This window comes from Roseivivax jejudonensis, from assembly GCF_900172265.1.
Classification (GTDB): Bacteria; Pseudomonadota; Alphaproteobacteria; order Rhodobacterales; family Rhodobacteraceae; genus Roseivivax; species Roseivivax jejudonensis.
In genome coordinates this window covers 15,365-28,419 of record NZ_FWFK01000003.1, presented here as the reverse complement: position 1 = coordinate 28,419, position 13,055 = coordinate 15,365, and the positions used below count along the sequence as shown (strand labels likewise).

Annotated in this window: 11 protein-coding genes and 1 tRNA gene; 7 read left to right on the top strand and 5 right to left on the bottom strand. The window is 68.2% G+C overall.

What is annotated here, in order from left to right:
• A complete protein-coding gene (locus ROJ8625_RS08125) occupies positions 1-1,335 on the top strand; it encodes a sigma-54-dependent transcriptional regulator (protein WP_085791398.1) in 1,335 nt (444 codons plus the stop codon).
• Positions 1,336-1,436: 101 nt separating this feature from the next.
• Here the strand turns inward: ROJ8625_RS08125 and ROJ8625_RS08120 are convergent, their stop codons facing one another.
• From ROJ8625_RS08120 to fabI, 5 genes are all read right to left on the bottom strand, one after another.
• Positions 1,437-3,287, bottom strand: a complete 1,851-nt coding sequence (locus ROJ8625_RS08120; RefSeq protein ID WP_085791397.1) for a peptidyl-prolyl cis-trans isomerase — start codon at positions 3,285-3,287, stop codon at positions 1,437-1,439.
• Between the two features lie 47 nt (positions 3,288-3,334).
• The gene (locus ROJ8625_RS08115) at positions 3,335-4,528 is read right to left on the bottom strand and encodes an aminotransferase (RefSeq protein ID WP_085791396.1); all 1,194 of its coding nucleotides are present in this window, start codon (positions 4,526-4,528) and stop codon (positions 3,335-3,337) included.
• Between the two features lie 99 nt (positions 4,529-4,627).
• Positions 4,628-5,131 carry a xanthine phosphoribosyltransferase gene (gene gpt / locus ROJ8625_RS08110; protein ID WP_085791395.1) on the bottom strand — a complete coding sequence of 168 codons (504 nt, stop codon included), beginning with the start codon at positions 5,129-5,131 and terminating at the stop codon, positions 4,628-4,630.
• 5 nt (positions 5,132-5,136) lie between these two features.
• The gene (locus tag ROJ8625_RS08105; RefSeq protein WP_085791394.1) at positions 5,137-5,751 is read right to left on the bottom strand and encodes a LysE family translocator; all 615 of its coding nucleotides are present in this window, start codon (positions 5,749-5,751) and stop codon (positions 5,137-5,139) included.
• A gap of 12 nt (positions 5,752-5,763) precedes the next feature.
• Positions 5,764-6,570 carry an enoyl-ACP reductase FabI gene (gene fabI / locus ROJ8625_RS08100; protein ID WP_085791393.1) on the bottom strand — a complete coding sequence of 269 codons (807 nt, stop codon included), beginning with the start codon at positions 6,568-6,570 and terminating at the stop codon, positions 5,764-5,766.
• A 105-nt stretch (positions 6,571-6,675) separates the two neighbouring features.
• Here fabI and pdxH point away from each other — a divergent pair, with 105 nt between their 5' ends.
• The 6 genes from pdxH (at position 6,676) to ROJ8625_RS08075 (ending at position 12,896) form a co-directional block, all read left to right on the top strand.
• Complete coding sequence (gene pdxH / locus ROJ8625_RS08095; protein ID WP_085791392.1) at positions 6,676-7,281, top strand: pyridoxamine 5'-phosphate oxidase; 606 nt, start codon at positions 6,676-6,678, stop codon at positions 7,279-7,281.
• A gap of 152 nt (positions 7,282-7,433) precedes the next feature.
• Positions 7,434-7,970: a cold-shock protein gene (locus ROJ8625_RS08090; protein ID WP_085791391.1), complete on the top strand. Its 537-nt coding sequence runs from the start codon at positions 7,434-7,436 to the stop codon at positions 7,968-7,970.
• Entirely contained in the window at positions 7,940-8,422 is a 483-nt protein-coding gene (locus tag ROJ8625_RS08085; RefSeq protein WP_085791390.1) for a DUF192 domain-containing protein, read from the top strand. Before ROJ8625_RS08090 ends, ROJ8625_RS08085 begins: the two co-directional genes overlap by 31 nt.
• A gap of 45 nt (positions 8,423-8,467) precedes the next feature.
• Positions 8,468-8,544 (top strand) — tRNA-Pro (locus tag ROJ8625_RS08080).
• A gap of 127 nt (positions 8,545-8,671) precedes the next feature.
• Complete coding sequence (locus ROJ8625_RS20980) at positions 8,672-8,824, top strand: hypothetical protein (protein WP_159456742.1); 153 nt, start codon at positions 8,672-8,674, stop codon at positions 8,822-8,824.
• A gap of 415 nt (positions 8,825-9,239) precedes the next feature.
• Positions 9,240-12,896 (top strand): vitamin B12-dependent ribonucleotide reductase, encoded by a 3,657-nt coding sequence (locus ROJ8625_RS08075; RefSeq protein ID WP_085791389.1) that lies wholly within the window; start codon positions 9,240-9,242, stop codon positions 12,894-12,896.
• Positions 12,897-13,055: the final 159 nt, after the last annotated feature.

The following is a 13,055-nucleotide window of genomic DNA, read 5'->3' as shown; positions in this document are numbered from 1 at the left end:
ATGGCCAAGGCCATGAAGATTGCGATCGTCGATGACGAAAAGGACATGCGCCAGTCGATCAGCCAGTGGCTGGCCCTGTCGGGATACGACACCGAAAGCTTCGCGAGCGCCGAGGAGGCGCTGTCGAGCCTCGGCACGGATTATCCCGGCATCGTCATCTCCGACATCAAGATGCCCGGCATGGACGGGATCGCCTTCCTGAAAAAGCTCATGGGGGTCGACAGCGCGCTGCCGGTCATCATGATCACCGGGCACGGCGACGTGCCGATGGCGGTGGAGGCGATGCGCATCGGCGCCTTCGACTTCCTGGAAAAGCCGTTCAATCCCGACCGCATGTCGGAGCTGGCGAAGAAGGCGACGGCCGCGCGGCGGCTGACGCTCGACAACCGGCAACTGCGGCGCGAACTGTCCGACGGCACGCAGATCATGCAGAAGCTGATCGGCTCGTCGCCGGCGATGGAACGGCTGCGCGAGGATATCCTCGATCTCGGCCAGGCCGACGGTCACGTGCTGATCGACGGCGAGACCGGGACGGGCAAGACCCTCGTGGCGCACGCGCTTCACGCGGTGGGCAGCCGTGCGGGCAAGAAGTTCGTGCTGCTGCCCTGCGCCGCGATGGACGAAGCCACGCTGCTGAAGCGGCTGTTCGGCCCGATGGAGGACGGCGACACGCAGCTTCCGGCGATCGAGGACGCACGCGGCGGCACGCTGGTGCTCGAGGATATCGAGGCGCTGTCGGACCATGCGCAGGCGCGCCTGCAATCGATCATCAACGAGCAGGGCAATCCGCCCGAGACGCGCATCGTCGCGATCTGCAACCTGCAGGACGAGGGCAAGACCTGCGAGACGGCGCTGCGGTCGGACCTGTTCTATCGGCTGGCAGCGTTGCGGATTACCGTGCCGCCACTCCGCCAGCGGGGCGAGGACATCCTGACGCTCTTCACGCGGCTGTCCGAGCAATACGCCGACGAGTATGGCTGCGACGCACCGGAAGTGTCGGCGCAGGAGGCGGCGCAGCTACTGCAGGCGCCGTGGCCCGGGAACGTGCGGCAGCTCATCAACCTCGCCGAGCGCGCGACGCTGCAGTCGCGCCGCGGCACCGGCACGATCGCGTCGCTGCTGATGAACGACCACGAGGAAATGCGCCCGGTGATGACCACCGAGGGCAAGCCGCTGAAGGAATACGTGGAGGCGTTCGAGCGGATGCTCATCGACAACACGATGCGGCGGCACAAGGGCTCGATCTCTTCGGTGATGGAAGAACTCTGCCTGCCGCGCCGGACGCTGAACGAGAAGATGGCCAAGTACGGCCTGCAGCGCGCCGACTACATCTGACCTCACAAACCAAAGCCGCCGCGCGAGACGAAACCTCGCGCGGCGGCTTTTTCATGTCCCGATGTGCGGGGACGGGCGGCGCCGGTACGCCACCCGCAGGTTCACTGCATCTGGCTGTGGACGGCGTTCAGCGCCTGCTGGTCGATCTGGACGCCGGCCCGCGTCTGGATGTCGGCGGTCAGCGCCTGCACGAGATCGGCGGCGATGTCGCCCGATGCCTGCTGGCGCAGGCGCTCCACGATCTGCTGCGCCTCGGGGCTTTCGAGATCGGCCGGAACGACGGCGTCGAGACGCACCAGTGCGACGCGGCCCTGGCCGCGGATGATCGCGACCTCACCTTCCTCCAGTTCGAAGATCCGTTCCACCGCGCCGGAGGGCAGGGCGTCGAGCGGGGTCGAGCGGCCCACCGCCTCGAGCGTGGTCGGCTCGAGGCCCGCAGCCTCGAACCCCGCGCCGTCACGCAGCTCCCCGGCGAGCCGCTCGGCGCGCTCGGACAGCGCCTCGGTCACCTGCGCGCGTTCCCATCCGGTGCGCACGCGGTCGCGCACCTCGTCGAACGGGCGCGGCGCCTCGGGGAGCACCTCGTCGACGCGGGCGGCAAAGATGCCGCCGTCGCCGGTTTCGGCGATCTCGGGATAGTCGTTCGGCGTCAGGTCGTCGGCCAGTTCGGCGAAGGCCGGATAGCCGGCGATGCCGTCGCCGTTCTGGCCGGCGTAGTCGATCTCGCCCAACTGCATGTCGGTCTCGGCCGCGAGATCCTCGAGCGTGGCGCCGCCGGCGAGACGATTGTCCAGATCCTCGATCTGGGAATCGATCACCCGGCGCGCCTCGTCGAGCACCAGCGAGTCGCGCAGCGCCGGCACGGCCTCCTCGAAGGGCGTGGACTGCGCCGAGAGCTGGGCGTTGACGCGGTAGAGCGCGGGACCGAGCGGAGAGGGCGCAGGGCCCGCGACCTCACCGGTGGCAGTGTCGAACACCGCCTCGGCGGCCGCGTCGTCGAGCTGATCCTCGGTGACAACACCCATGTCGATATCGGCGAGCGCCAGCCCGCGCGCGGCGACGAGGCTCTCGAAATCGGTCTCGCCGGAGGCCAGGCGCGCGGCGGCGTCCTCCGCGGCGTCTTCGGACGAAAACACGAGCCGTTCGACCATCCGGCGCTCGGGCAGGTTGAACTCCGACTCGCGCTCCTCGTAGGCCTCGCGCAGGCGCGCCTCTGACACCTCGACCTCCTCGGCGATCATGTCGGGCGTGAGCCAGGCATAGGTCATGCGCTTCGTCTCGGGGCGGGTATAGCTGTCGACGTTCGCGTCGTACCACGCCTGCAGGTCGTCCTCGGACGGTTCGGCGATGTCGGTCTCGAGATCGGCGCGGTCGAGGATCGCCCAGGTGAAATCGCGCGTCTCGGCGGCGAAGGCGACGATCGTGTCGGTATAGGCGTCGGGCAGGCGATTGCCCTGCGACACGGCGGCCTGCAGCACGGAGCGGGCGACCTCGTCGCGCAGGTCCTCCTCGAACTCGGATTCGGTCAGTCCGGCATTCTGCAGCGCAAAGCTGTAGGCGTCGCGGTCGAACGACCCGTCGGGCCCCTGGAACGCGCCGATGCGCGCGAGTTCCTCGGCGAGCACGGAATCGCCCGCCGATATGCCGATGCGGCCGGCCTCCCAGTCGAGCGCTGTTTCGCGCACGAGCTGGCCGAGGATCTGTCGGTCTATGCCGGCGGCCTGAAGCTGCGCCAGGGTCACCGGCTGGCCGCTCTGCTGCTGCATCTGCGAGATACGGTTCTGCAGCGCGCGGGAATAGGCGTCGACCGGGATGTCCTCGTCGCCGACGCTGCCGACACTGCGCACGGTGCCCGAGAGGTTGGTCGCGCCGAAGCCGATGAGGCCGAGGAACAGAAGCCCCATCAGCGCCCAGACGAAGGCCTTCGACAGGCCCTTGGCCTTCAATGCCATGCGGATATCCTTCCTGCCCGAGGATTGTCTGCGAAATCGCGCGATCTCTATGCGCGGGCGGCCCGGCTCGCAAGGGGCCGGTCGAGCGCGGCGAGCCGGCCGAAGAGCGTGGCGATGCCGTCTGCATCGATATTGGCGAAGGCGATGCGCAGCTCGCGCGCGCCAAGGGGGTCGTCCGCGGCGCGGAACATCGTGCCCGGCAGGCAGAGGATGCCGGCGTCGGAGACGAGCGCGCGGGCGAGCGTGTCGGACGGCTCCGCAAAGGGATGCGCGAGATAGGCGAAATAGGCGCCGAGCCCGAGACACTGCCAGCCTTTCGCGGCGAGCGCGGGCATCTGCGCCTCGATCGCGGCGCGGCGGCCGAGGATCTCGGCGCGTTCCCCGGCGACCCAGTCGCCGAGATGCGCCAGCCCGTGCGCGGCCGCGATCTGGCCCAGTTGCGGCGCGCAAATCGCGACGGTGTCGAGGAACTTCTCGACCTCGGGCATCAGCGACGGCGGCCCGACGATCGCGCCGACGCGGTGACCGGTGAGCCGGTAGGCCTTGGAGAACGAGTAGAGCTGCACGAGATGCGGATCCGGGCCGCCGGCGCGCAAATCGTGCGGCGCACCGGCGCGGCTGTCGAAGTCGCGGTAGGTCTCGTCGACGATCAGCGTGATGCCGGCCGCGGCCGCGAGGTCGCGGAACGCGCGGAGGGTCGCGGCCGGGTATTCGACGCCGGCGGGATTGTTGGGCGACACGAGCGCGATGGCGCGGGTGCGCGGGCCGACCAGTGCGCGCGCCGCGTCCGCCGACGGCAGAAGGTCTGGGCCGGTCGCCAGCGACACCGCGCGGACGCCGGCCATGTCGAGCCACATCTTGTGATTGAAGTACCACGGGACGGGGACGACGACCTCGTCGCCCTCGGTCGTCAGCGCCGCGATGGTAGCCGCGAAGGCCTGGTTACAGCCGGCGGTGATCGCCACCTCGTCTGCGGCGACGGGCCCGCCGTAGTGCCGCGCCCAGTCCGCCGCGAGTGCCGCGCGCAGCTCGGGCCGCCCGAGCACGGGGCCGTAGAGATGCGTCTCGGGCGCCGCGAGCGCGCGGGCCATCGCGTCGCGCAGGGCTTCGGGCGGCGGCGCGACCGGGGCGGCCTGGCTCACGTTCAGGAGCGGCAGGGTCGGCGGCAGCGTCGCCTCCGCGAGCCAGCGGCGCGCTTCCATGACCGGCGGGGCGAAGGTGGCTTCGGTGCGGCTCGGCATCGGGCGGTCCGTCCTGTGGCAGGCTGCGGGACCGGGGGCGCTGCCCCCGGACCCCCGGGGTTTCCCGGCAAGATGAAGAGGGACGCGCCGCGCGCGCGGTCAGTCGTCGGCGCCGTGGTAGGGTTTGACGTATTGCAGGGCCATGTCCCAGGGAAAGAAGATCCAGGTGTCCTGGCTGACCTCGGTCACGAAGGTGTCGACCTGGGGCTTGCCCTGCGGCTTGGCGTAGACCGTGGCGACATGCGCCCGTGGCATGGCGGCGCGGACGACCTCGAGCGTGCGGCCGGTATCGACGAGATCGTCGACGATGAGCACGCCGGTCCCGTCGCCCACGAGATCCATGTCCGGGGCCTTGATCACCTGCGGCTCGGCCTGGGTCTGGTGGTTGTAGGACTTGACCGAGATCGTGTCGACGGTGCGGATATCGAGCTCGCGGCTGACGATCATCGCCGGGGCCATCCCGCCGCGGGTGATGGCGACCACGGCGCGCCAGCCGGTCTCGCCCGGGCCGGTGTCCTGCAGCCGCCAGGCGAGCGCGCGCGCGTCGCGGTGGAGCTGGTCCCAGCTGACGTGGAAGCCTTTTTCGTGCGGCAGTCGGTCCATGGCGGTCACCTGTCGATGAGAAGCTTGAGCCCGAGCGCGCCGAGGACGACCGCGGCGACGCGGTCGAGCATGGGCTTGAGCGCGAGGTAGCCGTCGCGCGCGGGGCGGGTGGCGAGGAGGAGGGCGAAGAGCGTGTAGACCGCCCATTCGACCGCGAGGTGGTTGGCGACGATCAGCGCCCTGTCCGCGCCCGAGAGGCCGGGCGGGAAGACGACAAGGAGCACCGCCGAGGCGAAGAGCACGGATTTGGGGTTGGCGAGATTGACGAGAAGCCCCGTGCGGAACGCGCGGGCGATCGCGCGCGGGGCCGGGGCGCGTGCCGGCGGCGCCGGGCGCCGCGCGTCGCGCCACATGCCGACCGCGAGCCACAGCAGGTAGAGCGCGCCGGCGATCCTGAGCGCGGTGTAGGCGACCGGCACGAGGGCGAAGACCGCCTCGAGCCCCAGGAGCGCCGCCGCGGTCCAGCCCGCCGCCACGAGACCGAGGCCGAACCCGGCGGCGATGCCGGCGGCGCGGCCCTGGGCGAGCGAGGTGCGCAGCGCCAGAAGCAGCGCGGGCCCCGGGCTCGCCATCGCCGCGAGCAGGGTGAGGTTGAAGGCGATCAGGTGCGGCCAGTCCATGCGGGCGGCCGCTCAGGCCTTTTCGATGTCGGGAGCGTCGGGCGCCTTCATGCCGACGATGTGATAGCCGCAATCGACGTGATGGGTCTCGCCGGTCACGCCGGAACCGAGATCCGACAGCAGGTACAGCGCCGATTTGCCGACATCGTCGGTGGTCACGTTGCGCCGCAGCGGCGAGTTCAGCTCGTTCCACTTCATGATGTAGCGGAAATCGCCGATGCCCGAGGCCGCGAGGGTTCGGATCGGGCCCGCCGAGAGCGCGTTGACGCGGATACCGTCGCGGCCGAGGTCCTCGGCCATGTATCGCACCGAGGCCTCGAGCGCGGCCTTGGCAACGCCCATGACGTTGTAGTGCGGCATCACGCGTTCGGCGCCGTAATAGGTCAGCGTCAGGCAGGAGCCGCCGGCATTCATCATCGCCGCGGCGCGCTGCGTGACCGCGGTGAACGAATAGACCGAGATGTCCATCGAGTTGAGGAAGTTGGTGCGAGAGGTGTCGACGTAGCGGCCGCGCAGCTCGGACTTGTCGGAATAGCCGATGGCGTGAACGATGAAGTCGAGGCTGTCCCAGCTCTTTTTCAGCTCGTCGAAGAGCGCGTCGATCGAGGCCTCGTCGCCGACGTCGCAGGGCAGCACCACCGACGAGCCGAGGCTTTCGGCGAGCGGCGCCACGCGTTTTTTCAGCGCGTCGCCCTGGTAGGAGAAGGCGAGCTCGGCGCCGGCATCGGCACAGGCGCGCGCGATGCCCCAGGCGATGGACTTGTCGTTGGCGAGCCCCATGATGAGCCCGCGCTTCCCCGCCATCAGAGTGTTTGACATCCGCGCCCTCCAGCCGACATTGCGTGATGCCGTCCTTTAGGCGAAGGACCTGCGGCCATCAAGGGCTGCGCCCCGGACGGCGGATCCCCAGCGACGGAGACGGAGATGACGGAGAGGACAGGGGTTTTTGCCGGCGACGACCCGTTCGAGATCGCCCGGAACTGGCTCGCCGCGGCCGAGCAGAGCGAGGTCAACGACCCCAACGCCATCGCGCTGTCGACGGTGGACGCGGAGGGCCTGCCGAACGCGCGCATGGTGCTTCTGAAGGATATCGAGGACGCGGGATTCGTCTTCTACACCAATTACGGCAGCGCGAAGGGCCGCGAGATCGCGGCCGCAGGCCGGGCCGCCTTCGTCTGGCACGCCAAGAGCCTGCGCCGGCAGATCCGGGTGCGGGGGCTGACCGAGATCGAGGACGGAGAGCAGGCGGACGCCTATTTCGCGTCGCGCTCGCTCAAGAGCCGGCTGGGCGCCTGGGCCTCTGCTCAATCCTCGCCGCTCGAGAGCCGCGCGGCGCTGATGGCGAAGGTCGCGAAGGTCACCGCCGAGAAGGGTGTCAATCCGCCGCGCCCGCCGTTCTGGGGCGGCATCCGGATTCGGCCGCTGGAGATCGAGTTCTGGGCCGACGGCGCCTACCGCCTGCACGACCGGTTCGTGTGGCGTCGTGATGCGACGGACGGGGTGTGGTCGGTCGAGCGGCTCAGCCCCTGATTGAGTGTCGGGTCGGCGGGTTCTTGCTGCGAATAGTCGAATGAAACGGCGGAGTTGAACTCACTTTTTGAATGTGTCCATAAGCGCCCTACCTTCTTTGCACGTGTGAATCAGGATTTGCGTGCGGAAAACGGCATATCGGGTGGAACGAGATGCGCGATCAACGCGACGATCAGATGGAACGGGTTCAGGGCCGGGTGAAGTGGTTCGACCCCAACAAGGGGTTTGGCTTCGTGCTGTCGCAGGACGGCGGACCCGATATCCTGCTGCACGCCAATGTCCTGCGCAACTTCGGGCAGAGTTCGGTGGCCGACGGCGCGCGCATCGACATCGCCACGCAGCGCACCGAACGCGGCGTCCAGGCCGTTCAGGTTTTCGAGATCTCGCCGCCGGAGCCGTCGGAGGCCGCGCCGCTCGTGGATTTCGAGGACATGGATCCGGACGTCCTGCGTGCCGCACCGCTTGAACCTGCGCGGGTCAAGTGGTTCGATAAGGCGAAAGGGTTCGGCTTTGCCAACGTGTTCGGACGTGCCGAAGACGTGTTCATCCACATCGAAGTCTTGCGCCGGTCCGGTCTGGCGGAGCTTCAGCCCGGCGAGGCGCTCGCCATCCGGGTGGTGGACGGCAAGAGGGGCCGCATGGCGACCGAGGTGAGCGCATGGGAATACGCGGTGTCCGCCGGGCAGTGATCGCGGGCGGAATGGCGATGATGGCGCCGATGGCGGCCATCGCGCAGTGCGCGACCGACAAGGTCGAGATCCGGGGCGATTTCGGGAGCGTCAGCTTCCGCGCGGATGTCGCCGACGATGCCGAGGAACGCGCGCAGGGGCTGATGTTCGTCGAGGAGATGCCGCGCTTTGCCGGCATGCTCTTTGTCTACGAGCGACCGCAGCCGGTCCGCTTCTGGATGAAGAACACGCTGATTCCTCTGGACATGATCTTTGCCGACGCGGCCGGCGTGGTGCAGCGCGTCCATCCCGAGGCGCAGCCGGGCGACCTGTCGGGCATCCCCGGCGGCGACGGGATCCAGTACGTTCTGGAGATCAACGGCGGGCTGGCTGCCGAGCTCGGGATCGAGGCCGGGGCGGAGCTGCGCCACCCGGCGATCGACGATGCCGCCTGGCCTTGCGACGAGGGCTGATCGGGCCTTTTCAAAGTGCATCGCTGCGGCTACACACGCGCCGTTCGGGGCGTAGCGCAGCCTGGTAGCGCGACGGTTTTGGGTACCGTAGGTCGGAGGTTCGAATCCTCTCGCCCCGACCACAGGCACGGCGCGATGGCTCGTGTGGACGTTGCGTTACGCCTTCCAATTTTCCTGAAAGGTTGAAACTCCTGCGGCCGCGTGCGCGTGCGTACGAGTGCGCGCGCGCTCGACCGAGGAGACCGGGTCATGCAGGACAGCGGCGACGATCACGCGATGCTCGAGACGCTACGCGATCTCGAACGCTATTGCGCGCTGCATGGCCTCGACGACCAGCGCCGCGAATTCGAGCGCCTGCGATTCCTTTTCGAGGCGATGCTGACGGAGGCCGAGACGCGCTGATTGTCCAAGCGCGCCGCCGGGCGTGTCCGAAGCGCCACGTTCGGGTGTGCGGATTGTCCCGACCTTCGGCCGGAAAGCTCTGTGGAAAAGCTGTGCGGAAGGCGGTGGTGCCTGCGGGTTCCGCGCCTTCGCGCCATGTGGGTAACTCGGCGCCGTATCGCAGGGGTGGTGGGGCACTCTCCAATACGCACAACATTTGGTTAAAAACTCTTTGACTCAGACCCGCGAGTCGCGTCAGGTTGTGCGGGCTGGCCCCAAGTCGCACAAGATGTAGTGGGCCGCGGCACGGCGAACAGAGACACGAGCATCCGATCCAAGGGCGCCCCGGTGCGGAACCGGCGGCGGCGGAGGTGTCTCTGCGCGCGGCGCGGCGGGGTCGGATGGCGAACGAAGACGATCTGACACGGGGCATAAAATGAAGATCGAGAGACATTACACGCAGGCCGGCGAAGACGCATATGCGGGCATTGATTTCGTCACCACCGCGTCGGAGATCCGAAACCCCGACGGGACGATCGTGTTCCGCCTCGACGAGGTCGAGGTCCCCGCGGCGTGGAGCCAGGTCGCGTCCGACGTCATCGCGCAGAAATATTTCCGCAAGGCCGGCGTGCCCGGCGCGCTGAAGCGCGTGGCCGAAAAGGACGTGCCGGAGTTCCTGTGGCGCTCCGTGCCCGCCGAAAAGGACACCGAGACGCGCGGCGAGACCTCGGCCAAGCAGGTCTTCGACCGTCTCGCCGGCGCCTGGGCCTATTGGGGCTGGAAGGGCGGCTACTTCTCGACCGAAGAGGATGCGCGCGCCTACTACGACGAGATGCGGCACATGCTGGCGACCCAGACCGCCGCGCCGAACAGCCCGCAATGGTTCAACACCGGCCTGCACTGGGCCTACGGCATCGACGGTCCGGGCCAGGGCCATTTCTACGTCGACCACAAAACCGGCAAACTCACCAAGTCGAAGTCGGCTTATGAGCATCCGCAGCCTCATGCCTGCTTCATCCAGTCGGTCGGGGATGACCTGGTGAACGAGGGTGGCATCATGGATCTGTGGGTGCGCGAGGCGCGCCTGTTCAAATACGGATCCGGAACCGGCACGAATTTCTCCTCCCTTCGTGCCGAAGGGGAAGCCCTGTCGGGCGGGGGCCGCAGCTCCGGCCTGATGGGCTTCCTCAAGATCGGCGACCGCGCGGCGGGCGCGATCAAGTCCGGCGGCACCACGCGGCGCGCGGCCAAGATGGTGATCTGCGACGCCGACCACCCGGACATCGAGGAATTCATCAACTGGAAGGTGCGCGAGGAGCAGAAGGTCGCGTCGATCGTGGCCGGCTCCAAGATGCACGAGAAGATGCTGAACGGCATCTTCGCCGCCATCCGCGGCTGGGACGGTGCCGAGGCCGACGCCCACGATCCCGCCAAGAACGAGGCGCTGAAGCAGGCGGTCCGCGCCGCCAAGCGCGTGCAGATCCCCGAGACCTACGTGAAGCGCGTGCTCGACTACGCGCGGCAGGGCTACGCCTCGATCGAGTTCCCGACCTACAACACCGACTGGGACAGCGAGGCCTACGCGTCGGTGTCGGGCCAGAACTCCAACAACTCGATCCGCGTCACCGATGCATTCCTGCAGGCGGTCAAGGATGACGCCGACTGGGAGCTGATCCGCCGCACCGACGGAAAGGTCGCCAAGACCATCAAGGCGCGCGACCTGTGGGAGCAGGTGGGCCACGCCGCGTGGGCCTGCGCCGACCCCGGCATCCAGTTCCACGACACCGTGAACGCGTGGCACACCTGCCCGGAGGACGGTGCGATCCGCGGCTCGAACCCTTGCTCGGAGTACATGTTCCTCGACGATACGGCGTGCAACCTCGCCTCGATGAACCTTTTGACGTTCTACCGTGACGGCCGGTTCGACGCCGAGGCGTACATGCATGCCACCCGGCTCTGGACGCTGACGCTCGAGATCTCGGTGACGATGGCGCAGTTCCCCTCGAAGGAAATCGCGCAGCTCAGCTACGACTTCCGGACGCTGGGTCTCGGCTACGCCAACATCGGCGGCCTGCTGATGAACATGGGCCTCAGCTACGATTCCGACGAGGGCCGCGCGCTCTGCGGTGCGCTGACCGCGATCATGACCGGCGTGGCCTACGCGACCTCGGCCGAGGTGGCGGGCGAGCTTGGCCCGTTCGCCGGCTACGAGCGCAACCGCGAGCACATGCTGCGGGTCGTCCGCAACCATCGCAACGCCGCGCAGGGCGCGACGCAGGGGTACGAGGGGCTGGCGGTTCCGCCGGTGCCGCTCGATCACGCCAACTGCCCGGACAGCCGCCTGATCGATCTCGCGGTCACCTCGTGGGACGAGGCGCTGCGGCTGGGCGAGACGCACGGCTATCGCAACGCGCAGGCCACGGTGATCGCGCCCACGGGCACGATCGGCCTGGTGATGGATTGCGACACCACCGGCATCGAGCCCGACTTCGCGCTGGTGAAGTTCAAGAAACTGGCCGGCGGCGGCTACTTCAAGATCATCAACCAATCCGTTCCGGCGGCTCTCGAAAAGCTCGGCTACGCGTCGAACCAGATCGAGGAGATCGTCAGCTACGCGGTCGGTCACGGCAGCCTCGGGAACGCGCCCGGCATCAACCACACCTCGCTGATCGGTCACGGCTTCGGCCCGGCGCAGATCGAGAAGGTGGAAAGCGCGCTGGCCTCGGCCTTCGACATCCGCTTCGTCTTCAACCAGTGGACGCTGGGCGAGGAGTTCTGCACCGGCGTTCTCGGCGTCCCCGCCGAGAAGCTCGTGGATCCGTCCTTCGACCTGCTGCGGCATCTCGGCTATTCCAAGGCCGACATCGAGGCGGCGAACGACCATGTCTGCGGGACGATGACCCTCGAGGGGGCGCCGCACCTGAAGGACGAGCATCTGTCGGTCTTCGATTGTGCCAACCCCTGCGGCAAGAAGGGCAAGCGCTACCTGTCCGTCGAGAGCCACATTCACATGATGGCGGCGGCACAGAGCTTCATCTCGGGGGCGATCTCCAAGACGATCAACATGCCCAACGACGCCACGATCGAGGACTGCCAGGCGGCCTACGAGCTGTCTTGGTCGCTCGGGGTGAAGGCAAACGCGCTCTACCGCGACGGCTCCAAGCTCAGCCAGCCGCTCGCCGCGGCGCTCGTCGAGGATGACGACGAAGCGGCCGAGGTGCTGGAGACGGGCTCGATGCAGGAAAAGGCCGCCGTGCTGGCCGAGAAGGTGGTCGAGAAGATCATCGTCAAGGAGGTCGAGCGCGCCACCGCCCGCACCAAGATGCCGGAGCGCCGCAAGGGCTATACCCAGAAGGCGATCGTCGGCGGTCACAAGGTCTACCTGCGCACGGGCGAATACGCCGACGGCAGCCTGGGCGAGATCTTCATCGACATGCACAAGGAAGGCGCGGGCTTCCGGGCGATGATGAACAACTTCGCCATCGCGGTGTCCGTCGGCCTGCAATACGGCGTGCCGCTGGAGGAGTTCGTCGACGCCTTCACCTTCACCAAGTTCGAGCCCGCGGGCATGGTGCAGGGCAACGACAGCATCAAGAACGCGACCTCGATCCTCGACTACATCTTCCGCGAACTGGCGGTCAGCTACCTCGACCGGACGGACCTCGCGCACGTCAAGCCCGAGGGCGCGACCTTCGACGACATCGGCCGCGGCGAGGAAGAGGGCGTGTCCAACGTCAAGGAAATCTCCGAGAGCGCCGCGTCGAAGTCGCTCGAAGTGCTCAAGCAGATCAGCTCCTCGGGGTATCTGCGCAAGCGCGTGCCGCAGGAACTGGTGGTGCTGCAGGGTGGCGGCCAGGTTACCGGCTTCGCCAGCCCGCAGGATCCGTCCTCGGCGCTGTCGGCGGTCGTGGGCGAGGCCGAGAGCACCGTCGCCGTGGCAACCCGCGCGACCCCCAAGGTCGACGCCGCCACAAAGGCGCGGATGCAGGGCTACGAGGGCGATCCCTGCGGCGAGTGCGGCAACTACACGCTGGTGCGCAACGGCACCTGCATGAAGTGCAACACCTGCGGCGGCACGTCGGGATGTAGCTGAGAGGGCCAGAGGTCGGGACGGGCGGCGCCACGGCGCCGGCCGCCCGGGCCGCAGGCAGAACACATCAGGGCAGTGTAACGATGAGCCCAGCCGGATCGACTGCGGGGCGCCTTCGGGCGCCCCTTTTTCGTGCGTGGGGGACGTGGGTCCGGGGCGCTC